Consider the following 23,574-nt stretch of genomic DNA (forward strand, 5'->3'; position numbering starts at 1 on the left):
ATATCCGCCACCCGCCGCCGGACTTCGCCCTTTCGCGTCTCCCATAGGCTGTAGCCCAGAAACTTGCGCCCATACACAATAGCCACCGCGCTTTTGGTCTCATTGACCTTGAGCCCGAGTTTTGCATACAGTCGCTGCAACAGGACCATGACCCGCTCGCCCGCCTTGAGACTGCCAACATAGACGTTGCAATCGTCGGCGTAGCGCGCAAAACTGTGGCCTCTGCGCTCCAGTTCCTTGTCTACCTCATCAAGCAAGACGTTGGCCAGAAGCGGACTCAATGGCCCGCCTTGCGGCGTGCCCTGTTGACGCTCCTGCACTACGCCCTCGCTCATGATCCCGCTGTTCAAATACGCACGGATCAGCCGGATGACTCCAGCATCAGGGATGCGTTTTTGTAAGCGATCTATGAGTATGTCGTGGTTGACCCGGTCGAAGAATTTCTCCAAGTCCACATCCACCACGATGGGCTTGCCCGATTGCACATGCCCCGCAGCGGCCAATACCGCTTGGTGGGCGCTGCGCCCGGGACGAAATCCGTAGCTGCTTTCACTGAAGTTGGCATCCAGTAGCGGCTGCAATACTTGTAGCAGTGCTTGCTGGATTAGCCGATCCGTCACCGTCGGAATGCCCAGCTCGCGCTGGCCTCCATCGGGCTTGGGTATCGTCACCCGGCGTACCGCTTCGGGGCGGTACGTGCCTGCAAGTAGCTGCGCTTTGATGCCGGGCCAGGCACTCTTGAGGTGTTCGACGGTCTGTTTGATGTCCATCCCATCTACACCCGCAGCACCTTTGTTGGCCCGCACGCGTTTGAGCGCTCTTTGCAGGTTCTCTTTTGTCAGCGCGTCTTTTAGTAGTGCTGACCCCGTGTCTTGGGTGTCATGTCGCGGGTCGCAGGTTTCGTCGCTGGCAGCATCAAGCGCGGTTTCACCGCGCCCTACGGCTTCCCGCCCCACTTGCGTGGGCATCTGACGCATGACCTTTGGCATCGACATGTCCTTTAACACTCCTTCTCGTTTGGCCCTTCGCCTTCGGTCTTCTCCCGTTGTGGGTTTCGCCTACGACTACTACGGCCTCTGCTGACTTCTCGCTCCAGTTTGCACTGTCGCCCTTTCAGGCATGAGGCGAGATCTCCCCAGGTAAGAACGCATTCCTTCATTGCACAACCGCCGGATTTACGCCACACAGACTTTGGTCATAAGGGCTTTGCAGAAAATTGCCTGCTCGCCCTGCTGTATGTCGCCTTCTATCCGGTTCTTGTCCATCGGCTCACAATTTATGCTCCACGCTTCCTTCCCACACTCGGTCGCCCTTGTGCAGTTGCGCTTCACTTCGTTCGTCATGACCAACTTACGACGGGACTTTCACCCGCAGGAATGCGCCCATGCTGGGCGCACAATAAATAGCTGCTCGCGCATGATACATAAGGGCTAGAGGCTGATTTGACCTATAAAACAGCCTAACGCAGCAGCAGCGTGGGAACCTTGGCTGAGCGCAGCAAATCCGAGGTTTTGCTACCCATCAGCCAGCTGCGCAGCGGCGAGTGGCTGTAGGCGCCCATCACCAGCAGCCCCACGCCTAGGCGCTGCACTGCTTGGTCGATCACGCGCTCGGGCTCACCGGGGAGCAGTTGCGCATGCACCTCAAAACCCGCAGATACCAGGCGGCTTTGCGCCCACGCCAGTTGCTTGGGCGCGACTTTGCTCTGCGGCCCCGACATCAGCAAAACCAAAGGCAGACCGACCAGCAACGGGCTGCTGGCAATCATTTCGACACCCCGCCGAGTGATGGCGCTGCCGTCATACGCAATCAACACACGCTCGGGTGGATTGAAACCCTCGGTCACCGCCAGGATAGGTTTGTGCAGGGTGCGCACCACCCGCTCCACGTTTTGGCCAAGGGCACGTTGCGTGGCCTGGCCCGACTCGCCACATCGGCCCAGCACCAGCAGGCGCACACCCGCCTCTTGCTCGGCCAGGGTGTCGCCCAATTCGCCGTAGCGCTGGCGCACGTCCACACTTGGTGCCCCAGCGACCAGGGCTTGCTGGCGCAGACGGGCGAGCAACAGGCGGCCCTGCTCGCGCGCAGCCAGCGTGCGGGCTCGATCGGCATCTGCCAAAACCTCCAGGAGATGCGCCTGCGCATCCATGCCGATGGCGCCGCTGTGGTCTGTGCCCGAGCCTTGCTCTGGGTGCCGGTCAATCACATGCAGCAGTTCCAGCGGTGCGTCTAGGCGGGCCGCAGCCCAGGCGGCGCAGGCAATCACGTCGTCGGCCATGGGCGACTGGTCAACGCAGGCGAGTACTTTGTTTTCTGTTGTCATGGTGTTTTCCGAAGGGGGCGATCAATGGCCAAGAAGCACGTCGTTGCCGCGGTCTTTGTCATGCACCCCAAATTTATCCACCAAGGTCGCGCTGGCTTCGTTCAGGCCCACCACGTCCACCTCGGTGGCTTCGCGGCGGAACTTGAGCACCACCTTGTCCAACGCGGTAACGGCGGTGATGTCCCAAAAGTGGGCACGACTGACGTCGATGATGACTTTCTCAATCACCTCTTTGTAGTCAAAGGCGTTCACAAAACGCTGCGCCGAGGCAAAAAACACTTGCCCACCGACTATGTAGGTGCGCACCCGGCCATCGTCCTGCGTGCGTGAGCTGACATACAGAATCTGCCCCACCTTGTGCGCGAAAAAAAAGCCCGAGAGCAGCACCCCGGCCAGCACACCCTTGGCCAGGTCGTGCGTGAACACCACCACAATCACGGTGGCCAGCATCACCACGCTGGAGCTTGTCGGGTGCTCGCGCAGGTTGCGAATGGAGGCCCAGTTGAAGGTACCAATCGACACCATGATCATGACCGCTACCAGCGCCGCCATCGGGATGCGCGCCACCCAGTCACCGGCAAACACCACCATCAGCAGCAGCACCACACCCGCCGTCAGCGTCGACAAGCGCCCGCGCCCGCCAGATTTGATGTTGATAACGGATTGGCCAATCATGGCGCAACCGGCCATGCCGCCCAGGCAACCCGACGCCAGATTCGACAAGCCCTGGCCGACACATTCGCGGTTTTTGTTGCTCGGGGTGTCGGTCAGGTCGTCGACGATCGAGGCGGTCATCATCGACTCCAGCAGCCCCACCGTAGCCAGCGTGGCCGAAACCGGCAAGATGATTTGCAAGGTCTCCCACGTCCAAGGCACCTGCGGCAGTAAAAATACCGGCAGGCTGTCTGGCAACTCGCCCATATCGCCCACGGTGCGAATATCCAGGTCTAGCCACAACGCCACCGCGGTGAGCACCACGATGGTGACCAAAGGCGAGGGAATGCTTCGGGTCAGGTACGGAAACAAATAAATGATGCCCAGCCCGGCAGCGGTCATGGCATACACCGGCCAGCCCACGTTGGTCAGCTCCGGCAACTGCGCCATAAAGATCAGAATGGCCAGCGCATTGACAAAACCGGTAATCACCGAGCGCGACACAAACCGCATCAGCGAGCCCAGCTTGACCCAGCCCGCCACAATTTGCAGCGCGCCGGTGAGCAAGGTTGCCGCCAGCAGGTACTGCAAGCCGTGGTCTTTCACCAGCGTCACCATCACCAGCGCCATGGCCCCGGTGGCCGCCGAAATCATGCCTGGGCGGCCGCCGGCAAAAGCGCTGACCGTCGCAATACAAAACGAGGCATACAGCCCCACTTTGGGGTCCACCCCGGCGATGATGGAAAACGCGATGGCCTCAGGAATCAGCGCCAGCGCCACCACCAACCCGGCCAGCAAGTCGTTTTGAACATTCGAGAACCAGTCTTGGCGAAGGGATTTCATAGGCAACTGGCGGTGTTCGGGTTTACAAGGAAAAACAGGCTCTAGCCCTTTTGGATAAAGGGCGAATAGCTATTAAAAAAGGGTTTTTTGATAGCGCAAGACGTGCGTCAAAGGATGCGCTGGGTTGCTCAAGTGGCGACCCCAGAGCGGCCGATTTTTTCCCGGTGAGCTGCAAAAAGACGCCCAAACCGCTGGCAGGCAGCGCCCGGCTCAGTACTTCAAGCGCGCGTAATAGGTTTTTTGCGCCGCTTCACGCGCCTGACGCAAAGTGTGAATGCCCATGGCTTGCAGCAGCGGAATCAGCCGCAGCCAGACCTCAGCGGTGACAAACGCATCACCCAGCGCGGTGTGGCGGCCCAGCACGGTGATGTTGAAACGCCCGGCAATCTCCTCCAGCCGGTGCGACTCTTGCGCCGGGTGCACCACCGCCGAGAGCAGCAACGTGTCGAGCACCGGGTTGTCAAACTTCAGCCCGGTGGCTTTTTCCTGCATTTGCAAGAATTTCATGTCAAAGGCGGCGTTGTGTGCCACCAGCACCGTGTCAGTAACAAAGGTATGAAACGCGGGCAGCACGGCGGTAATGGGCGGCTTGCCGCTGACCATTTCCTGGGTGATGCCGTGAATGGTGATGGTGGCTGCTGGAATGATGCGCCCGGGGTTGACCAGTTGCTCAAAACTCTCTTGGCGCAACAGCCGGCCATTGACGCAGCGGGTGGCACCAATCTGGATGATTTCATCACCTTCAGAGGGGTTCAGGCCGGTGGTTTCGGTGTCAAACACGGTGTAGATCAGCTCACTCAGGGGCCGGTCGTCCAGCGCGCTGGTCTGGTCGGATGTCTGAAACAGATCAAAGTCGTAATATTCGGGGCGGCTGTCGCTGTGCAGCAGGCTGGCGGCGTCTGGCTGGTCCTGGACGCTGACTTGCGGCAGGGCAAACCGGTAAAAAGCCTCATGGCGCACCCGCTCACGGCCAAAACTCAGCTCGCCACTGTGGCGCTCCACCACGTCGCGCACGCTCAAGGGGCTGCTCTCGGCGCCCATCTGCATGCTGTCCATTTCCCAAGTCATCACGGTTTCGGTGCTCATCACCTGGCCGGTCCAGATCAGATCAAGCTTGGCAATACCGTCCTCAGACAACAGCCGCAGGCGCAGGAACTTCACGTCAAACTCATCCACCAGCCGCGCAGCCAGATACACCAGCGCCTGAATCAGGCTGTAGCTGTCCACCCGCAGCCAGATGCTGTCGTCGAGGATTTCCAGCGACACATCACGTTGGCAATATTTTTCAATGCGGTGCTGCGTGACCAGCAGCACATCCGTGCCCAACATGTCCTCCATCGGCCAGCGAGTTTTCAGGCCATGCATGGCCTCTTTGTCCAGATCGGTGATGCGCCGCGACATGCTGGCCATTTCATCGTGCAGCACTTGGCGCTGGCGCGTACGCGGCTCGCCAGTCATCTCTGAGGCCTCCAGGGTGGCCAGTGCGCTGCGCATACCCGCCAGCGAGGCACGGCAACCCTGGGTCAGGCCATGCAGCGTCTGGTCGCGGCGGTTTTCTTCGTCAAACGCGCGGGTGACGTTTTCCAGCATCAGCACAAATCCATTGAGTACGTTATTGGCGTCGTCGGTGTTGCTGGTACGCACTGGCGCCATCTGCACCTTCAGCAGTTGGCCTGCGGCCGTGCTGGTGACAAACTGCGCCGACGGGTTGGCAGCTCCGCGCAACAGGCGCTGCTGGATGCTGTCCAGCGCGTGCGCCACCAGCGCCCGGTCAAACACTGCGTAAATGGAGCGACCGATGCCCACCAGTTCGGCGCCGCCGGCCAGTGACGGTGATTGAGACATGGCTTTGAACTGCAGCCGTGCGCGGTTGTTGTACAGCAGGATACGGCCGTCCAGGTTGCACACCACCACACTTTGCGTCAGCTCGGCCATCAGCGCGGCGAGGCGGTCTTTTTCCTGCTGCACACCCTGACTGGCCAGGGCCACCTGGGTACTGACTTCATCGCGCAACTGGTCTCTCTGGAAAGCCAGCTGGTACACCACATCAGCCAGTTCTTTGGTTTCCTTCGTGCCCTGGTGGTTCATGGGCAAGGCCTTCGGAGACGCCAGTAACGTCCGCGTCTGCTCCAGCAAAAGCGCCGGTGCGGTTGAATAACGCTGAATCAGCCAGCGCAAGGTGGCGGCCATGAGGCCCAGGCCGAAGACCCAGGTCAGCACCACCAGAATCAACCGCGGCATCAACAGCTCACTGACCACCACCCGCTGTTGCGGTGCCAGGGTCAACAGCACCAAGCCGATGGTCATCACGATCCACACCAGGGTCACGCCGCCCAGCAAGGCCAGTGAAACATACAGCTTGCGGTTGATCTTCATGCTTAGACCCTGGGGTTCATAACGGCTAAAAATACGGCTGACATCAGACAAGGCTCCTGACGGGGTGCGTGGTCACGCTGTTTTTTGAACTGGACGAATAGTGCCTAACCCGGCTTACACCAAACCGACCTCCGGCGCGTGGGCCACCAGAGCCCGGTCAAACACTGCGTAGATCGAGCGACCCATGCCCACCAGTTCGGCGCCGCCGGCCAGCGGCGGTGATGCAGACATGGCTTTGAACTGCAGCCGTGCGCGGTTGCTGTACAGCGGGATACGGCCGTTCAGGTTGCACGCCACCACACTTTGCGTCAGCTCGGCCATCAGCGCGGCGAGGCGGTCTTTTTCCTGCTGCACACCTTGGCTGGCCAGGGCCACCTGGGTACTCACTACGTTACGCAACTGGTCGCGTTGGCAGACCAGTTGGTACACCACCTCGGCCAGTTCTTTGGTTTCTTTGGTGCCCTGGTGGTTCATCGGGGCCGCATGGGTGGCCTCCAGCAGCACCCGGGTTTGCGCCACCAGACGCGCGGGGGCGCTGGCATAGCGGCGAAACAGCCAGCGCAGCGTGGCGGCAATCGCCACCAGGCCCATCACCCAGGTCATGCCGATCAGGCCCAGGCACGGTGCCAGCCGGTCAAGCACCAAGGCGCGCTGCGCGGGCTCCAGGGCAGAGGTGATCAGCAAAATCGTCAGCAGCCGCCAGACGAGGGTCGCCGCGCCGATGACGCCAATAGCCGTCAGCAGCCTGCGGTCGATTTTTTTGGTAGCCATGGCAAGCTCAGATCTTGGCCTTGCCCCACTTGGCGTGGGCATGGCGGCTCAGGGCAAAGCTGGCAAAAAACTTGCACCAGATGGTGCTGCCAGCTACCGCGCTCCAGGTGCTGTAGTCCCAGGCGCCCAGCACCACCGCGCCAATCACGCAGGCAATGACCCCGCCAGCCACCAGATTGATGGCCATCTCGTACGGGGCCCAGGTGGCAGCGTCAGGCGGCGGCTCCCCGCGCTTGACGGCCACCTCAGAAAAGTCACGCTGCACCACAATGCGCCAGGCCCGGCGCAGCCAGAAAAAGCTGATGGGCAACAGGGCCAGAAACAAAATCCAGGTCAGCGCAACGCTGATGTCAAAAACCATTGCCAAACTCCAGAACAATACACAGGACTGACCGCAGAACTGACAGCAACCCACTGCAAACGGCCACCCTCTGGTGCCCCAGTGCAGGCTGCTGTCAAGCCTGAAGAAAAGACCCCGCCAGCTTGACTAACAGGGTCCCTCTTGTCAACCCAGCCCGCCTTGACAGCGAGCCGGATTGAGCCGTTTAGTGCGAGCCACCCACCAGCTTGGAGCCCCGCGGAATTCGCACCGCCTCAACCATATGCTGAATGTGCTCTGGCGGCTCGGGGGTCATCTTGAAGACGATGAAAGCCACCGTAAAGTTCACCATCGCGCCCACGGCACCAAAGGCTTCAGGGGTGATGCCAAAGAACGGGTTGGCCCCACCAATCAATGGCAAAAAGTCGGTGCCCTTGATGAAGAAGATGCCCTTGTGCGCAAACACATAGAACAGCGTCACAGCCAAGCCAGACAACATACCGGCCATGGCTCCTTCCTTGTTCATCTTCTTGGAGAAGATGCCCATCATGATGGCCGGGAACAGCGACGATGCCGCAATACCAAAGGCCAGCGCCACCGTACCCGCTGCAAAGCCTGGCGGGTTCAAGCCCAACCAGCCCGCCACCACAATCGCCACCGCCATCGCCACCTTGCCCGCCAGCAATTCTTTCTTTTCAGAGATGCTGGGCACGAAGACGTTCTTGATCAGGTCATGCGAGACCGCCGAAGAAATCGCCATCAGCAAACCAGCAGCCGTCGACAGCGCCGCAGCCAAGCCACCCGCAGCCACCAGGCCAATCACCCAGTTGGGCAGCAAGGCAATCTCCGGGTTGGCCAGCACAATGATGTCGGCGTTGACCGTCAGCTCATTGCCCTTCCAGCCCGCAGCATCAGCCTTGGCTTTGGCAGCGTCGTCTTTGGTCTTGTCGTTGTAATACTGAATGCGGCCATCGCCGTTCTTGTCTTCAAACTTCAACAAGCCGGTCTTTTCCCAGCGCTTCATCCAGTCAGGACGCGTTTCCGCCACGATACTGGCCTCAGGGGCATACAGGTCACCACCCTTGGCAACAGCAGTGTTAACGGTGGAGTGCAGGTTCAGCTTGGCCATGGCTGCCACAGCCGGAGCCGTGGTGTACAAAATGGCAATAAACACCAGCGCCCAACCGGCTGAAGAGCGCGCATCTTTCACCGTGGGAACGGTGAAGAATCGCATGATCACGTGGGGCAGGCCCGCCGTTCCGATCATCAGCGACAGGGTGTACATGAACATGTTGAGCGGGCTGCCAGCCGTGGTGGTGGTGTACTTGCCAAAGCCCAGATCAATGACGACCGAGTCAAGCTTGGCCAGCAACGACATATCGGTGCCGCTGTAAGTACCGCCCAGACCAATTTGTGGCAGGAACGTATCTGTCAGTTGCAACGAAATGAACACTGCCGGAACCGTGTAGGCCAGAATCAGCACCACGTACTGCGCCACCTGGGTGTAGGTGATGCCCTTCATGCCGCCAAACACCGCGTACAAGAACACGATGCCCATACCAACGTAAATACCCACTTCGCTCGACACCCCCAGAAAGCGCGAAAACGCCACGCCCACACCCGTCATCTGACCAATGATGTAGGTTAAAGAAGCAGTCAGTAGGCAGATCACGGCAACGATCGCAGCACCTTTGGAGTAGAAGCGGTCACCAATGAACTGCGGCACGGTAAATTTGCCGAACTTGCGCAGGTAAGGTGCCAGCAGCATGGCCAGCAGCACATAGCCGCCAGTCCAGCCCATCAAAAACAAACCGCCGCCGTAGCCCATGTTGGCAATCAGGCCCGCCATAGAGATAAAGGAGGCTGCCGACATCCAGTCGGCACCGGTCGCCATACCATTCATAACCGGGTGCACCGAGCCGCCCGCAGAATAAAACTCACTGGTGGAGCCAGCACGTGCCCAGATGGCAATACCGATGTAGAGCGAAAAGCTCAAGCCCACCATCAAATAAATTGTCGTTTGAAGATCCATATTTTTGTCCTCAGTCTTCTTGAACGTCAAACTTGATGTCCAGATTGTTCATACGCCAGGCGTAGTAAAAAATCTGAATCACAAAAAAGTAGATGGAGCCCTGCTGCGCAAACCAGAAACCCAGCGGGTAACCACCCAAGTGGAACTGGTTTAAAAATTCAACAAAAATAATACCTGCCGCGAAGGACACCAAAAACCAGAGGATCAGCACATTCCTCAGTAGTTTCAGCGTTTCCTTCCAGTAGGCACCACTGTCGTAGTCGTGCTTCATGAAGTCTCCTCAATTGATTTATTTTGCACGGCAGCGAGTCCGCACACTTACATTGCCCAATGCGCTTTCGAGCTTTTGCGGAACTGAATATCGGGGCTATTGCTGACAGTTTTCTGACGAAAACTCTTTAAAACTCAACAGTCTAGGGTAAACACTGACATGCTTTTTTCAGATTAAGGGCACCGGTCAGCTATCGGTAAGTAGCTGCCCCTAGCCTACCCAGGTCATGTTTATAAGGAGATAACTACATGCAAGACGATTTGATTCAGCGGGTGGTCAGCCACCCCAAATACCAGGAGCTCAAGGCCAAGCGATCAAGCTTTGGCTGGACGCTGACATGGGCCATGATGATTGTTTACTACGGTTTCATTGCCCTGATCGCGTTTGATAAATCATTTCTGGCCCAAAGAATTGGCAGTGGTGTGACCACCATTGGTATTCCGATTGGCTTTGGCGTGATCGTGTTCACCGTCATCATCACCGCCATTTACGTCCGTCGTGCCAACAACGAATACGACGATCTGACCGCAGAAATTACAAAGGCGGTTCTGAAATGAGGCACATGAAAGACACCACCCGACAAATCGTGACGCTGCTGGCGCTGTTTGGCGTATCAGCCTTCGCGTGGGGCGCGGGTGCCGACTTGGGCCAGGCCGAGAAACAACCCACCAACTGGGTGGCCATCGGCATGTTTGGGGCCTTTGTGGTCTTCACACTGTTTGTGACCAAATGGGCTGCCTCCAAAACCAAATCCGCAGCTGACTTCTACACCGCTGGTGGTGGTATCACCGGTTTCCAAAACGGCTTGGCGATTGCTGGCGACTACATGTCGGCCGCGTCCTTCCTGGGTATTTCCGCAGCGGTGATGGCCAGCGGTTTTGACGGCCTGATCTACTCCATCGGCTTCCTGGTGGGTTGGCCAATCATCACCTTCCTGATGGCCGAGCGTCTGCGTAACCTGGGCAAATTCACTTTTGCCGACGTGGCCGCTTTCCGCTTCGAGCAAACGCCGATCCGCATTTTTGCGGCATCTGGCACGCTGGTTGTGGTTGCCTTCTACCTGATCGCCCAAATGGTGGGTGCAGGTCAGCTGATCAAACTGCTGTTTGGTCTGGAGTACTACATCGCCGTGATCATTGTGGGCGCGTTGATGATGGTTTACGTGCTGTTTGGCGGCATGACCGCTACCACCTGGGTGCAAATCATCAAAGCCTGCCTGCTGCTAGGCGGTGCCAGTTTTATGGCGCTGTCAGTGCTATGGAAATTTGGCTTCAGTCCGGAAGCAATGTTCGCCTCTGCGGTGCAGATCAAGACCGACCTGGCCTTAAAAGATGGCAAGATTGCTGAAGTTGCTGCTGCAGCCGGTCAGTCCATCATGGGCCCGGGTAATTTTGTGAAAGACCCGATTTCGGCCATCAGCTTCGGCATGGCGCTGATGTTTGGTACCGCTGGTTTGCCGCACATCCTGATGCGCTTCTTCACCGTGCCAAGCGCCAAAGAAGCGCGTAAATCGGTGATGTGGGCGACCGGCTGGATCGGTTACTTCTACCTGCTGACCTTCATCATCGGCTTTGGTGCCATCACCTATGTGCTGACCAACCCCACCTTCCTGGACCCCAATGGTGGTCTGATTGGTGGCAACAACATGGCGGCGGTTCATTTGGCCAACGCGGTGGGTGGCAACGTTTTCCTGGGCTTCATCTCGGCAGTGGCGTTTGCGACCATTCTGGCGGTGGTGGCTGGGCTGACGCTCTCCGGCGCGTCGGCGGTGTCTCATGACATCTACTCCACGGTGATCAAAAAGGGCAAGGCCAACAGCGCCGACGAACTGCGTATCTCCCGCATCACCACCATCGGCCTGGGCATTTTGGCGGTCACGCTGGGCATTCTGTTCGAGAAGCAAAACATCGCCTTCATGGTGTCGTTGGCCTTCGCGATCGCCGCATCGGCTAACTTCCCGGTGCTGTTCATGAGCGTGCTATGGAAAGACTGCACCACCCGCGGCGCGGTGATTGGTGGCTTTTTGGGCCTGATCTCCTCCGTGGCTTTGACCGTGGTGTCGCCTTCGGTGTGGGAAGCTACGCTGGGTAACCCCAAGGGCTCGGCACTGTTCCCGTACACCTCACCCGCGTTGTTCTCCATGACCATTGGTTTTGTGGGCATCTGGTTGTTCTCGGTGATGGACAAGAGTGCCCGTGCCAAGAAAGACCGTGATGGCTTCCTGGCGCAGCAAGTGCGCTCGGAAACCGGCATTGGCGCCTCTGGCGCATCCGGCCACTAAGCCGTGCTGTCAGCTTCATCAGGGCTTGCCCTGGTGATAATCCAACAGGACTGCAAGCCACCTGGCTTTCAGTCCTTTTTTCTTGCTTGCAGGTGTCACCGTGTCGCAACTATTTCCCTTTCAGACTGCTCCTTTTCACGCCTTGAGTTCGACCGAGCAGGCGCGGCTGCAGGACGCTGCCAAACTCGTCGAACACAGCGCAGGTGAACCACTGGGTGCGGGCGCTGGTGCGGCATCCCAGCTCTGGCTGGTCCACACTGGCCATGTCCAGCGCGAGGAAGAGGGCCATGTGCACGTACTGGAGGCAGGTGAAACCACCGGCTGGCGCGCCGTGTTGACCGGGCGCAACCACGCCAGTTGCACCGCGCTCGACGCAGTGAACGCCTGGGAACTGCCGCGCGATCTGCTGCTGGTCTTTTTGGCCGACAACACCCGGTTTGCCGGCCTGGTGTTCGCGGACATTTCAGGTGATTTGGCCAGCGACACGCAGGCCGACCACGACCGGGAAATGATGTCACTGATGCTGGTGCGGGTGAAAGATGCCTACCTGCAAAAACCCTTGTTTGTGGACGCGGACATGGACGTGGTGTCCGTCTGCCGCTTTCTGGCAGACCACAAGGCCACCCACACGCTGGTGCGCGACACGCAAGCGGTGCCGCAGCGCATCGGCATGTTCACCACCACCGATTTACGCGACGCACTTTTAAATTCGATAGCACCCAGCGCTTTACCGGTAAGGGCTGTAGCCCGATTTGACCTGATATCTTTACCCGCAGACGCAGAACTTTTTGACGCGCTGCTGATCATGCTGCGCCACCGCGTGCACCGCGTGCTGGTGCAGGATGGCGAACAGATCCTGGGCGTTCTGAGCCAGCTGGACCTGATGAGCTTCATGTCCAACCACTCGCACCTGATCACCTTGCAAGTGGAGCAAGCACACACCGTTGAAGACCTGCGCCGCGCCGCGCTGGCGGTGGACGATTCGGTAAAGGCGCTGCAACGCGGTGGCATGCGCGTCGAAGTGATCTCCCGGCTGGTGAGTGAACTCAACGGCCAGATTTTTGCCAAACTGTGGTCGCTGCTGGCGCCGCCCGAACTGGTGCAGCGCAGCTGCCTGCTGGTGATGGGCAGCGAGGGCCGCAGCGAGCAGATTCTGAAAACTGACCAAGATAACGCCCTGCTCATTCAGGATGGCTACCACCACCCCAGCCTGGTGCAGATTACCGAGCAGTTCAGCGCCGCGCTGCTGACCTTTGGCTACCCGCCCTGCCCCGGCAACATCATGGTGACCAACCCGATCTGGCGGCAACATCTGGCGGAGTTTCGCAGCAGCGTGGGGCAATGGCTGTATGGTGGCGACCCCGAGGGCAAGATGAATCTGGCCATCTTCCTGGACGCCCGGGCGCTGGCGGGAGACGCCAGTCTGCTGGAGCAGGCGCGCAGCTACACCGTGCAACTGGTGCGTGGCAGCGACAGCTTTCTGGCCCGCATGGCCAGCGCCGTTGACCAGTTCACCGAACCCGCCACCGGTTTTTGGGGGCGCCTGAGCAGTCTGCAGGTCAAGGACGCTGACACCTTTGATCTGAAAAAGATCGGCACCTTCCCCATCGTCCACGGTGCGCGCGTGATGGCACTGGAACACAAGCTTGATGCCCTGGGCACGGCTGACCGGCTCAAAGCCCTGGCGCAGCTGCAGTTTCTGCCCGCGCCCTTGGCGCGTGATCTGGTGGAAACCCTGCACATGCTCATGGGGCTGAAACTGCGCAACAACCTGCGCCAGCGCTCCCTGGGTGAACCCCTGAGCAACCTAGTGCAACTCAGCAGTCTGGGCACCCTCGACCGCGACCAACTGAAAGACGCGCTGGCCATCATTCGCCAGTTCAAGCTGCACATCAAACTGCGTTACCGCTTACCGTAAGTCTTACGGTTGTAAGAAAAAATAACCTCTAGCCCTTATCTTATAAGGGTTAAGCGCTCTCTTTATTGACAACCGCTTGTTGATCAAACCCCTGCAACACATTCACCGCGTTAACGCCCACATCCGCCACCGCATAGCCGCCTTCAAACACAAACACCGTGGGCAGTCCGGCTCTGGCCAGGTCCGCGCCTACCTGCAGGAAGTCTCGCGTCTGCAGCGTGAAACCGGCAATGGGGTCGCCCACAAAGGTGTCCAACCCCAGCGACACCACCAGCGCTTGCGCATCAAATTCGGCAATGCCCTGCAAGGCTTGCTGCAAGGTGGCGTGCCAGACTTCAAACCCGCTGCCGCGCGGCAGTGGCCAGTTGCGGTTGAAGCCCAGCCCGGCACCCGCACCCAGCTCATCGGCGTAGCCCAGGTAAAACGGAAATTCAGTGCTCGGGTCGCCGTGGATGCTGGTGTAGAACACATCCGCGCGCTCATAAAAGATGGCCTGCGTGCCGTTGCCGTGGTGGTAGTCAATGTCCAGAATAGCCACCCGCTCCAAGCCCTGCTCGCGCAAGGCCTGCGCCGCCAGGGCGGCGTTGTTCAGAAAACAGTAGCCGCCAAAAAAGTCTGCCCCGGCGTGGTGGCCGGGCGGGCGCGTCAGGGCAAATGCCGCGCGCTTGCCACCGGCCACCGCCAGCGCGGCACTCAGCGCACAGTCGGCCCCGGCACGCGCAGCGTCCCAAGTGCCATCGGTCAGCGGCGAGCCCGCGTCCATCGAAAACAACCCCATGCGCGCGGCAAAGTTGTCCGGCAACACGTCTGAGCGCAGGGTGCGCACCGGCCACACCGAAGGTAAGGCATCACGCTTCGCATTGGCCGGGTCCAGCGCCACCCAGTCGTCCCAAGCGCCACGTAAAAAGTCCAGGTAACGCTGGCTGTGCACGCCTAGCAGGGCACTGTCATCAAACGGGTTGGGCGGCAAAACGGTGCCGAGCTTGCGTTTTTTGAGCTCTGCCAGCACCCGGTCTACCCGCGCGGGCACTTCAAAACACGGCACCAGGGCACCGCGAAACATCTCCACTTTGCCCTCGTGATCGCTGTGGAGGTGGTTGTAATAGGTCAACATGGCAAAGCCTTTTGGTTGGTTCGCACCCAGCGCAGGCTGGGGCATGCCCAGCATTTTGCCGGAGTGCGCACTGGCCCGGCCGCCGCCAGAGCCGCCGCTCGTGCAAAATGCTCGGGGCATCCACGGGGTACTGAACGCATGAGACTTTTACTGTTAGAAGACGACCGCAGGATTGGCAGCAGCCTGCGTGCGGTGTTGCAGGCGCAAGGCCACGCGGTGGACTGGGTGCGCGACTTGGCCTCTGCCCGAGCCGTCTTGCGCTTGCGCTTGCGCTTGCGAACACTTTGACCTGATCCTGCTGGACCTGAGCCTGCCCGAGCGCGACGCCGCTCAGGCACGGGTGGACGGGCTGGACAGTGGCGCAGACGACTACCTGGTTAAACCCTTTGAGGTCAGCGAGCTCTCAGCACGCATCCGCGCGGTGATACGCCGCCACAGCGCCCAGGCGCAGCCGGTGCTGCAGCATGGTGGCGTTCAGTTGGGTCCGGCCACGCACCAAGTCACGCAGGCAAGCGAGCCCGTGCTTTTGTGCGCGCGCGAATTTTCGGTGCTGGAGGCGTTGATGCAACGCCCCGCGCGAAACCCGACCCCCAACGCCGACGCCACCGGGTGTGATATTGCCTATGCCACGTCGCCGTTAAGGACGCGCCGAATCAACGTGTGTCACTGAGCCACCCCCCGCGCCAGCACCCCCGCCAGTGCCACACCCGTGTGCGTCCCCAGCTTGACCACACCTTCCGGCGTGGCCGCTGCCACCACCCGCCCACCCGCGTTACCGCCGTCCGGCCCCAGGTCAATCACCCAGTCGGCTTCGGCGATCACATCCAGATCGTGCTCGATCACCACCACACTATGGCCGCCGTCCACCAGGCGGTGCAGCACCTTGATGAGCTTTTCCACGTCCGCCATGTGCAGGCCCACGGTGGGCTCGTCCAGCACATACAGGGTGTGCGGCGGCTTTTGGCCGCGGCGGGTGATGTCATCGCGCACCTTGCTGAGTTCGGTCACCAGTTTGATACGTTGCGCCTCGCCGCCCGATAGTGTGGGCGACGGCTGGCCCAGCGTCAGGTAGCCCAGGCCCACGTCTTTGAGCAGTTGCAACGGGTGCGCGATGACCGGCATGGCGGCGAAGAAGGCAGTAGCCTCGTCCACCTCCATCTGCAGCACGTCGCCAATGTTTTTGCCGCGCCAGGTGACAGCTTGGGTTTCGGGGTTGAAGCGCGCGCCCTTGCAGGTTTCACACAGCACTTTTACGTCGGGCAAAAAACTCATGCCAATGGTGCGGATGCCCTGGCCTTCACAACTGGGGCAGCGGCCCGCGCCACCGCTTGCGGCGGCGCCTCCTGCTCCAGCGGTGTTGAAGCTGAAGCGGGCAGGCCCGTAGCCGCGCGCTTTGGCTTCCAGCGTGTCGGCAAAGAGTTTGCGGATGGTGTCCCAGAAGCCGATGTAAGTGGCCGGGCAGCTGCGCGGCGTTTTGCCAATGGGGGTTTGGTCCACCTCCAGCACGCGGTCCACCGCCTCAAAACCGGTGACGCTGTCGCAACCGGTCCAGGCGATGACCTCGCCTACGGCCAGCGCGTCGCGGCCGGCTTTGGTGCTGCGCTTTTGCACTGCGGTTTGCACATTCGCCAGCATCACATCACGCGCCAGCGTGGATTTGCCCGAGCCGCTGACACCGGTGACGGCGACCAGACGCTTGAGCGGGACTTGAACCGTAACGTTGGCCAGGTTGTGCAGGCGCGCGCCTTGTACCGTGATCCAGCGTTGGGGCTCATGGTCCGCGAAATTGGGGTCAGAGTCCAATTTCTTGGCGACCTTCTTCTTTTTCGGCGCAGGAACGAAAACGAATTTGACATCTGACCCGAATTTCGCTGCGGCGGCGCCACCCGAAGTGCTGTCCGGCTGCACAACAAGCATCGCCCGGCTGATATCGCCAGACATCGCCAGCGCAGCGTGTTCAACGGTTACATCATCAAATTGGCCTCTAGCCCTCGTATCCATTGCGCTAGTAGCTATAAATTCTGTATTAGCCACAACCCGCCGCGCCTGCACCGGATGCCGCATGGCATGAAGCAAATAACGCCCGGTCTGCGACTCGGCTGCGTTTTGAATGTCTGCCACCGAGCCCTCTGCCACCAGCCGCCCACCGCGCTTGCCAGCACTCGGGCCGATGTCGATGATGTGGGAGGCCGCGCGAATGGTGTCTTCGTCGTGCTCCACCACCACCAGGGTGTTGCCCTGGTCGCTCAAGTGGCGCAGTGCGCCCAGCAAAATCTGGTTGTCGCGGGCGTGCAGGCCAATGGTGGGCTCGTCAAGCACATAGCACACGCCCTGTAAATTGCTGCCAAGCTGCGCCGCCAGGCGGATGCGCTGCGCCTCACCACCGCTCAAAGTGGGCGCGCCACGGTCCAGCGTGAGGTAGCCCAGGCCGACCTGCTCCAGGAATTTGAGGCGGCCCAAAATCTCGGGCACCAGGTCGCGCGCAATGTCGGTTTCGCGCTGGCTCATGCGGCCCTGCACTTGCAAGGCTTCAACCCACAGGCGCATGTCGGTCACGCTCAGGCGGGCCAGTTCGGTGATGGTGACATCGCCAAACTTCACCGCCCGCGCAGTCGCGTTCAGGCGGGTGCCGTTGCAATTGGGGCAAACGGCATTGACCAAGTCGTCCACATCAGCCTCGGTAAAGGTCTGCTCGCGGCCTGATGTGTAGTCGTCGCGCACCGAGTCGTCAAACACCTTGCGCTGCTCGCGGGTGAGTTTGACGCCGGTTCCCACGCAGTCTGGGCACCAGCCGTGCTTGCTGTTGTAGCTGAACAGACGCGGGTCCAACTCGGCATAACTGGTGCTGCACACCGGGCAGGCACGCAGGGTGGAAAACACGCTTAGTTTGCCAATGCCTGCCGTGGGCGCGCCGGTTTGCATGGCTTGCGACAAGCCGTCCAGCCCGGACAAAACATGCAGCACCCCCTTGCCGTGTTGCAAGGTGTCGGCCAGCGCCTGGCGCAGAAGCGACTCGTTGGCAGGCGTGATGTCCAGGCTGAACACCGGCAGCTCAATGGTGTGTTCCTTGAAGCGGTCCAGCCGCGGGAAAGCGGTGGTGGGCAAAAAGTTGCCGTCCACGCGCAAGTGTGTGAAGCCACGCGGGCGCGCCCACTCGGCCAGCTCGGTGTAAACGCCCTTGCGGTTCATCACCAGGGGCGCCAGCAGGCCAATGTGCTGGCCGCGAAAAGTTTTCATCAACTGCGCGGCAATGCTCTCGGGCGTTTGCGGCGCCACCGGCGTGCCGTCGTAAATACAGTGCTGGGTGCCGAGCTTGACAAACAGTAGCCGCAAATAGTGCCAGACCTCAGTGGTGGTGCCCACGGTGGACTTGCGCCCGCCCCGGCTCAAGCGCTGCTCGATCGCCACCGTAGGCGGAATGCCGTACACCGCGTCCACCTCAGGCCGCCCTGCCGGCTGCACGATGCTGCGAGCGTAGGCGTTCAGGCTTTCCAGGTAGCGGCGCTGACCTTCGTTGAACAAAATGTCAAATGCGAGCGTGGATTTGCCCGAGCCGCTGACGCCGGTCACCACGGTGAATTCGCCGCGCGGAATGTTGACGCTCAGGCCCTTGAGGTTGTGCTCACGGGCATTGATGATTTGTATGCTGTTATTGGCCTCTAGCCCTTTTGATACATGCGCTGATAGCTCTGACTTCGATAGTGGATTGACAACGAATGCTTCAGCGCTATTAACAACGCAATGGGGGTCAGAGCTCAATTTCTTTACAGAAATCGGGATCCGGCCCCCATTGCTTGGGTTCGTCGGTGTACCCACCCCCGCTGCGGATGGGCTTGCGCCGGGTAACGATTTTGAGGCAGCGAAGCTGACGTATGAGGCGCCCGGCGCAAGCCCATCCGCAGCAGCGCGCCCCATGGACGCATAAGCCAAAGGAGCCTCAGCAACCACATGCACCACACCCATCTGCGCCGCATAGTCGCGCAGCGCCTGCCCAGTGTGTGAGCTGGCATGCAGCATCACCTCCTCAGGCGTGCCAAACGCCACCACCTCGCCCCCCGCGTCCCCGCCCTCAGGCCCCAGGTCAATCAGCCAGTCTGACGCACGAATCACGTCCAGGTTGTGCTCGATCACCAGCAAGCTGTGGCCAGCGTCTTGCAACTTGCGCAGCGCCCGCATCAGCTTGGCAATGTCGTCAAAATGCAGCCCGGTGGTGGGCTCGTCAAACATGAAAAGCACACCTTTGCGTGCCAGCGCCTGGCGGCTGGCGCTACTGCCCTTGGAAGCGTCGGCCAGAAAACCCGCCAGTTTCAGCCGCTGGGCTTCACCACCGCTCAGCGTGGGCACCGGCTGGCCCAGCTTCACGTAGTCCAGTCCTACATCCAAAATCGGCTGCAGCCCGCGTATCACCTCGCGGTCAGAGGCAAAAAGAATAGCAGCCTCGCTGACGGTCAGCTCCAGCACATCGGCCACGTTGAGGTGACGCTCACCGCGCTCGATGGTGATTTCGAGAATTTCCGGGCGGTAGCGTTTACCGTCGCAGTCCGGGCAGCGCAGGTACACGTCGCTTAAAAACTGCATCTCCACATGTTCAAAGCCCGAGCCGCCGCAGGTGGGGCAACGGCCATCGCCGCTGTTGAAGCTGAATTTGCTGGCCGTGTAGCCGCGCTGTTTTGACACAGGTGCGGTGGCAAAAATCTCGCGCACGGCGTCCCACGCGCCCACATAACTCGCCGGGTTGGAGCGAGCTGTTTTGCCGATGGGCGACTGGTCCACAAACACCACGTCGCTCAAGAGCTCGGCGCCCAGCAGCCGCGCAAACGCACCGGGCGCCTCAGACGCTTTGCCAAAGTGGCGCAGCAGCGCAGGTGCCAGCGTGTCCTGTACCAGCGTGGATTTGCCCGAGCCGCTGACGCCGGTGATGCACACCAGACGTTGCAGCGGAATCTCAACGCTGACGTTTTTAAGGTTGTGGTCACAAGCGCCTTCCAGAATCAGGCGCGGTGTGTTGGCCGCCACCAGCCGTTTGAAGCCCATGCCCACCTGCTTGCGCCCACCCAGGTAAGCGCCGGTCAGCGTGTCGGCGTTGCGCAAATCAGCGGTGCTGCCATCAAACACAATTTGCCCGCCCTGCTGGCCAGGGCCGGGACCCATGTCAATCACGCGGTCGGCGGCAAACATCACCGCCGGGTCGTGCTCCACCACCACCAACGTGTTACCCGCATCGCGCAGACGCTGCATGGCGACGATGATGCGGTGCATGTCGCGCGGGTGCAGGCCAATGCTGGGTTCATCCAGCACAAACAACGTGTTCACCAGCGAGGTGCCCAGCGCGGTGGTGAGGTTGATGCGCTGCACCTCGCCGCCACTCAACGTGCGGCTTTGCCGGTCCAGCGTGAGGTAGCCAATGCCCACCTCGCTGAGGTAACGCAGGCGGGTGCAGATTTCTTCGAGCAGCAGCTTGAGCGTTTTGGCATTGGCCTCGGTGGCCTTGCCCGCGCCGACTTGGGCCAGTTGCATGGCGTCAAAAAAACGGCGCAGCTGGTCAATCGGCAACAGCATCAGGTCATGCAGGCACAGGCCGGGCAGCGCCTCCAGCTGCGCGCGCGACCATTTCACGCCACTGGGCAGAAACCGCTTGGCAGGCGCCAGCACGTCGTCTGCCTGCGCTTGGGTGCCAATACGCCACAACAGGCTCTCTGTTTTCAGGCGCGCACCGGCGCAGGTTGGGCATTCGGTGTAGCTGCGGTATTTGGACAGCAGCACCCGGATGTGCATCTTGTACGCCTTGCTTTCCAGGTACTCAAAAAAACGCTTGATGCCAAACCAGTGCAAATTCCACTTGCCCTTCCAGTGCGGGCTGCCGTTGATCACCCAATGCTGCTGCTCGGCGTTGAGCTTGTTCCACGGTGTGTCGCGCGGAATGCCTTCGGCCTCGGCGTGGCGCATCAAATCGTCCTGCGCCTCTTTCCAGGCCGGGGTTTGCATCGGCTTGATGGCACCGGCGCGCAGCGTCAGCTTTTCATTGGGGATGACCAGCCCGTAGTCCACACCGATGACCCGGCCGAAACCCCGGCAGCTGTCACAGGCGCCGACCGCCGAGTTGAAAGAAAACATTGACGCCGTCGGGTCGGTGTAGCGCAAGTTGCTGTCGGGGCAATGCAGGCCGGTGGAAAAGCGCCAGATATCTGGCGGCTCAGTAGCTACTACATCAGTAGCTACCAGCGCTTTATACATAAGGGCTAGAGGCTGATTTAGCACATAAACGCTGAGGCGACCACTGCCGTGCTTGAGGGCCACTTCAATGGCTTCAAGCGCACGTGCGCGCTCCACCGCGCTAAGGCGGAAGCGGTCGGCAATGACGTCGAGCACCTTGCGAGTTGAGCTATTTTCAGCACGCGCTGAATTGGGGTCAGAGCCCGATTTGGAGCTACTTTTTGGCTTGCCGTTGGCTTGATGGCCCAAATCGGGATCCGACCCCAATTCGACAACACGTTCGGCCTGCACTTTGGTAAAGCCGCTGACCGACAGCCACTGTTCGATCTCTTCAGGCGTGGTGCTGGCGGGCAGTTCGACGGGAAAGGTGATAGCGAGGCGTGGATCCGTGGTTGCCACATTCCCCACTGGGCCGGGTTCGCGGCCCTCCCATCGGGCTGCTTCACCTTCGGGCAGCCCGGCGGAGAAAGCTGCCGTGCGGCGCAGCAGCTCGGCGTAAATGGTTTCTGGCGTGTCGTGGCGCACCGGCTGCGCCGTGGCGCTATCAAACAGTTGCCCGGCGCGGGCGAAGAGCAGTTTCAGGTGGTCGTTGAGCTCGGTCATCGTGCCCACGGTGGAGCGGCTGGAGCGCACCGGGTTGGTCTGGTCGATGGCGATGGCAGGCGGCACGCCCTCCACCTTGTCCACCGCGGGCTTGTCCATGCGGTCCAGAAACTGGCGTGCATACGCGCTGAAGGTTTCCACATAACGCCGCTGGCCTTCGGCAAACAGCGTGTCAAACACCAGGCTCGACTTGCCCGAGCCGCTAGGCCCAGTGACCACGGTGAGCTCACCCGTGCGAATGTCCAGGTTCAGGTTTTTGAGGTTGTGCTGGCGAGCGCCGCGAATGCGGATGGTTCCCTGGGTCATGTTGGATGCTTCAGAAGTTAGAGGTAGGCAGGCACTACAGCGCACAGGCTGGTGCAGCGGGCAAACAGTTTAGGCCAGCCAGATGATCTGCCAGTGCACTGGGGCTATCGCTGGTGGGTGGCAGGGGTTATGAGCTAGGTTGCCAGCCCACCCTTTTTAGTTTTTTTTCACTTTTGTCTAACAATTTGGCAAGGAGCTCTTATGAACGCTGTGACATCCCGTGAGGTCATCCACAATTTTTCAGCAGTGGCTGCCCGCGTGGCGGCTGGCGAAGAGCTCACGGTGACGCGATATGGCAAACCTGTGCTTAAACTGGTCCAACTGACCGACACCGCGCTCAGCAAAACAGACCGCGCCGCGCTGGTCAGCAAAGCGCTGTCTTTTCGCATGACCGCGCCTTACGGCAAAGCTTTTGAGCGTAGCGACGCTTATGAAGAGTAATGTCCTTTGGGCCATAGACACCCATATTCTGGTTTACGCGACCGCACCAGATACCCCGGCCAGCAAACAAAAAATCGCTCACGATCTGTTGCAGCAGCTGTTTACCAGCCCGCTGGGATGCTTGCCGGGGCAGGTGCTCAGCGAGTATCTGGCAGTCGTTTTGCGTAAAAAAACCATGCCGCTGGCACTGGCTATGGAAACTGTGGGCACTTGGGCGCAAGCGGCCAAGGTATTGCCGGTGTCTGAAGCGGCTTACCAGCAGGCTTGGGCACTGGCAACCTCACATCAGTACCAAGTATGGGACGCACTGATCGTTGCGGTTTGTGCCGAGCACGGCGTAAAAACGCTTTATTCTGAAGACGCAGGCGCCATGAAAAAGCCACTGGGCGTGCAGGTGTTCAACCCGTTTGCGCCAGCGTGACGATGCACAGCCATACGGAGGCTGAAATCCGTGACAGTCTTGAAACGGCGGCGCAACCTCCAGAGCGGGTCAAGCTCGGTTCCTTGCTTGCATCCATCGCCCATGAAGCCGCAGGGCTGACCGATGCCGAGGCAGCGTATTTCAACCAGCTCCGCGACAAAACCCCGACCGATCCGATGAGGTTTGAATGATCCACATCGACACCAGCGTCATTTCCGAGTTGTGGAGGGCTGCGCCGCACGATCTACCTGGATCGGTTGATGCAAGAGGTTTTGCCGACGTTTGCAGGGCGCGTGCTGCCCTTCGATCTAGACGCTTCTCAAGCCTATGCTGACTTGATGGCGCGGGCGATGACAAGCGCAAGGGCCATCGGAAAGGCAGACGGCTATATCGCCGCCACGGCCACCGCGCACAGCCTCATGGTTGCGACGCGTGACGTCAGTCCTTTTGTGGCGGCGGGACTGAAGGTTGTCAACCCTTGGGACACGGAGAAAACGGTAACGACCCATGGCAACCACACAATTTTGATAGCTGCTCACGCTTATTTCAAAAGGGCTAGAGGCCAAAAACATCCATAAAACAAAACCCCCGCCATGTTGCCAAAGCGGGGGCTTTTATAGAAATCCGTAGAAATCCGTAGAAATCCGAACCTGACCCCTTTTATTCTCATGGTTGCGACGCGTGACGT

The 23,574-nt window shown here is 60.1% G+C and carries 19 protein-coding genes; 9 read left to right on the forward strand and 10 right to left on the reverse strand.

Annotated features, from left to right (window positions below; genetic code table 11):
- The 8 genes from ltrA to BLL52_RS01405 form a co-directional block, all read right to left on the reverse strand.
- Window positions 1-995, reverse strand: a 995-nt coding sequence (gene ltrA, locus BLL52_RS01365) for a group II intron reverse transcriptase/maturase (protein WP_075584974.1), incomplete at its 3' end; no start/stop codon positions are given.
- A 464-nt stretch (window positions 996-1,459) separates the two neighbouring features.
- Complete coding sequence (locus BLL52_RS01375) at window positions 1,460-2,323, reverse strand: universal stress protein (protein ID WP_075584960.1); 864 nt, start codon at window positions 2,321-2,323, stop codon at window positions 1,460-1,462.
- Between the two features lie 21 nt (window positions 2,324-2,344).
- On the reverse strand, window positions 2,345-3,820 hold the full coding sequence (locus BLL52_RS01380) for a SulP family inorganic anion transporter (RefSeq protein WP_075584961.1): 1,476 nt from the start codon (window positions 3,818-3,820) through the stop codon (window positions 2,345-2,347).
- A 210-nt stretch (window positions 3,821-4,030) separates the two neighbouring features.
- Complete coding sequence (locus tag BLL52_RS01385; RefSeq protein ID WP_075584962.1) at window positions 4,031-6,196, reverse strand: 3'-5' exonuclease; 2,166 nt, start codon at window positions 6,194-6,196, stop codon at window positions 4,031-4,033.
- A 114-nt stretch (window positions 6,197-6,310) separates the two neighbouring features.
- Window positions 6,311-6,967: a hypothetical protein gene (locus BLL52_RS01390; protein WP_075584963.1), complete on the reverse strand. Its 657-nt coding sequence runs from the start codon at window positions 6,965-6,967 to the stop codon at window positions 6,311-6,313.
- 7 nt (window positions 6,968-6,974) lie between these two features.
- On the reverse strand, window positions 6,975-7,328 hold the full coding sequence (locus tag BLL52_RS01395) for a hypothetical protein (RefSeq protein ID WP_075584964.1): 354 nt from the start codon (window positions 7,326-7,328) through the stop codon (window positions 6,975-6,977).
- A 184-nt stretch (window positions 7,329-7,512) separates the two neighbouring features.
- Window positions 7,513-9,318, reverse strand: a complete 1,806-nt coding sequence (locus tag BLL52_RS01400) for a sodium:solute symporter family protein (protein ID WP_075584965.1) — start codon at window positions 9,316-9,318, stop codon at window positions 7,513-7,515.
- Window positions 9,319-9,328: 10 nt separating this feature from the next.
- The gene (locus tag BLL52_RS01405) at window positions 9,329-9,589 is read right to left on the reverse strand and encodes a DUF4212 domain-containing protein (RefSeq protein WP_075584966.1); all 261 of its coding nucleotides are present in this window, start codon (window positions 9,587-9,589) and stop codon (window positions 9,329-9,331) included.
- 248 nt (window positions 9,590-9,837) lie between these two features.
- Here BLL52_RS01405 and BLL52_RS01410 point away from each other — a divergent pair, with 248 nt between their 5' ends.
- The 3 genes from BLL52_RS01410 (at window position 9,838) to BLL52_RS01420 (ending at window position 13,788) form a co-directional block, all read left to right on the forward strand.
- The gene (locus BLL52_RS01410; RefSeq protein WP_075584967.1) at window positions 9,838-10,146 is read left to right on the forward strand and encodes a DUF485 domain-containing protein; all 309 of its coding nucleotides are present in this window, start codon (window positions 9,838-9,840) and stop codon (window positions 10,144-10,146) included.
- 5 nt (window positions 10,147-10,151) lie between these two features.
- On the forward strand, window positions 10,152-11,870 hold the full coding sequence (locus BLL52_RS01415; RefSeq protein ID WP_075584968.1) for a cation acetate symporter: 1,719 nt from the start codon (window positions 10,152-10,154) through the stop codon (window positions 11,868-11,870).
- Window positions 11,871-12,012: 142 nt separating this feature from the next.
- Window positions 12,013-13,788 carry a putative nucleotidyltransferase substrate binding domain-containing protein gene (locus tag BLL52_RS01420; protein WP_241838945.1) on the forward strand — a complete coding sequence of 592 codons (1,776 nt, stop codon included), beginning with the start codon at window positions 12,013-12,015 and terminating at the stop codon, window positions 13,786-13,788.
- A gap of 49 nt (window positions 13,789-13,837) precedes the next feature.
- Here BLL52_RS01420 and BLL52_RS01425 read toward each other — a convergent pair whose 3' ends face one another.
- A complete protein-coding gene (locus tag BLL52_RS01425) occupies window positions 13,838-14,902 on the reverse strand; it encodes a histone deacetylase family protein (RefSeq protein WP_075584976.1) in 1,065 nt (354 codons plus the stop codon).
- A 138-nt stretch (window positions 14,903-15,040) separates the two neighbouring features.
- On the opposite strand from BLL52_RS01425, the gene BLL52_RS21175 reads away from it, so the two are divergent.
- Window positions 15,041-15,190 (forward strand): response regulator, encoded by a 150-nt coding sequence (locus BLL52_RS21175; protein WP_241838948.1) that lies wholly within the window; start codon window positions 15,041-15,043, stop codon window positions 15,188-15,190.
- Between the two features lie 52 nt (window positions 15,191-15,242).
- Window positions 15,243-15,572, forward strand: a complete 330-nt coding sequence (locus BLL52_RS21670; protein WP_075584969.1) for a response regulator transcription factor family protein — start codon at window positions 15,243-15,245, stop codon at window positions 15,570-15,572.
- On the opposite strand, the gene BLL52_RS01435 is transcribed toward BLL52_RS21670, so the two are convergent.
- A complete protein-coding gene (locus BLL52_RS01435) occupies window positions 15,566-22,024 on the reverse strand; it encodes an excinuclease ABC subunit UvrA (RefSeq protein WP_075584970.1) in 6,459 nt (2,152 codons plus the stop codon). The two genes, BLL52_RS21670 and BLL52_RS01435, sit on opposite strands and share 7 nt — an antisense overlap.
- Window positions 22,025-22,225: 201 nt before the next feature.
- Here BLL52_RS01435 and BLL52_RS01440 point away from each other — a divergent pair, with 201 nt between their 5' ends.
- From BLL52_RS01440 to BLL52_RS01455, 4 genes are all read left to right on the forward strand, one after another.
- Window positions 22,226-22,465, forward strand: coding sequence for a type II toxin-antitoxin system Phd/YefM family antitoxin (locus BLL52_RS01440; protein WP_075584971.1), 240 nt, complete (start codon window positions 22,226-22,228; stop codon window positions 22,463-22,465).
- Window positions 22,455-22,886 carry a PIN domain-containing protein gene (locus BLL52_RS01445; RefSeq protein ID WP_075584972.1) on the forward strand — a complete coding sequence of 144 codons (432 nt, stop codon included), beginning with the start codon at window positions 22,455-22,457 and terminating at the stop codon, window positions 22,884-22,886. Before BLL52_RS01440 ends, BLL52_RS01445 begins: the two co-directional genes overlap by 11 nt.
- Entirely contained in the window at window positions 22,883-23,077 is a 195-nt protein-coding gene (locus BLL52_RS01450) for a plasmid stability protein stbC (protein WP_075584973.1), read from the forward strand. Before BLL52_RS01445 ends, BLL52_RS01450 begins: the two co-directional genes overlap by 4 nt.
- 69 nt (window positions 23,078-23,146) lie before the next feature.
- Window positions 23,147-23,464, forward strand: a complete 318-nt coding sequence (locus BLL52_RS01455; RefSeq protein ID WP_241838947.1) for a PIN domain-containing protein — start codon at window positions 23,147-23,149, stop codon at window positions 23,462-23,464.
- Window positions 23,465-23,574 lie beyond the last annotated feature (110 nt).

The sequence above is a fragment of the Rhodoferax antarcticus ANT.BR genome (genome assembly GCF_001938565.1).
Lineage (GTDB): Bacteria > Pseudomonadota > Gammaproteobacteria > Burkholderiales > Burkholderiaceae_C > Rhodoferax > Rhodoferax antarcticus.

Excerpts from the sequence above, each read along its gene's own strand:
- BLL52_RS01375 (WP_075584960.1), bottom strand. The coding sequence starts at position 2,323 with ATGACAACAGAAAACAAAGTACTCGCCTGCGTTGACCAGTCGCCCATG.
- BLL52_RS01380 (WP_075584961.1), bottom strand. The coding sequence starts at position 3,820 with ATGAAATCCCTTCGCCAAGACTGGTTCTCGAATGTTCAAAACGACTTG.
- BLL52_RS01385 (WP_075584962.1), bottom strand. The coding sequence starts at position 6,196 with ATGAAGATCAACCGCAAGCTGTATGTTTCACTGGCCTTGCTGGGCGGC.
- BLL52_RS01390 (WP_075584963.1), bottom strand. The coding sequence starts at position 6,967 with ATGGCTACCAAAAAAATCGACCGCAGGCTGCTGACGGCTATTGGCGTC.
- BLL52_RS01395 (WP_075584964.1), bottom strand. The coding sequence starts at position 7,328 with ATGGTTTTTGACATCAGCGTTGCGCTGACCTGGATTTTGTTTCTGGCC.
- BLL52_RS01400 (WP_075584965.1), bottom strand. The coding sequence starts at position 9,318 with ATGGATCTTCAAACGACAATTTATTTGATGGTGGGCTTGAGCTTTTCG.
- BLL52_RS01405 (WP_075584966.1), bottom strand. The coding sequence starts at position 9,589 with ATGAAGCACGACTACGACAGTGGTGCCTACTGGAAGGAAACGCTGAAA.
- BLL52_RS01410 (WP_075584967.1), top strand. The coding sequence starts at position 9,838 with ATGCAAGACGATTTGATTCAGCGGGTGGTCAGCCACCCCAAATACCAG.
- BLL52_RS01415 (WP_075584968.1), top strand. The coding sequence starts at position 10,152 with ATGAAAGACACCACCCGACAAATCGTGACGCTGCTGGCGCTGTTTGGC.
- BLL52_RS01425 (WP_075584976.1), bottom strand. The coding sequence starts at position 14,902 with ATGTTGACCTATTACAACCACCTCCACAGCGATCACGAGGGCAAAGTG.
- BLL52_RS21175 (WP_241838948.1), top strand. The coding sequence starts at position 15,041 with ATGAGACTTTTACTGTTAGAAGACGACCGCAGGATTGGCAGCAGCCTG.
- BLL52_RS01435 (WP_075584970.1), bottom strand. The coding sequence starts at position 22,024 with ATGACCCAGGGAACCATCCGCATTCGCGGCGCTCGCCAGCACAACCTC.
- BLL52_RS01440 (WP_075584971.1), top strand. The coding sequence starts at position 22,226 with ATGAACGCTGTGACATCCCGTGAGGTCATCCACAATTTTTCAGCAGTG.
- BLL52_RS01445 (WP_075584972.1), top strand. The coding sequence starts at position 22,455 with ATGAAGAGTAATGTCCTTTGGGCCATAGACACCCATATTCTGGTTTAC.
- BLL52_RS01455 (WP_241838947.1), top strand. The coding sequence starts at position 23,147 with ATGCAAGAGGTTTTGCCGACGTTTGCAGGGCGCGTGCTGCCCTTCGAT.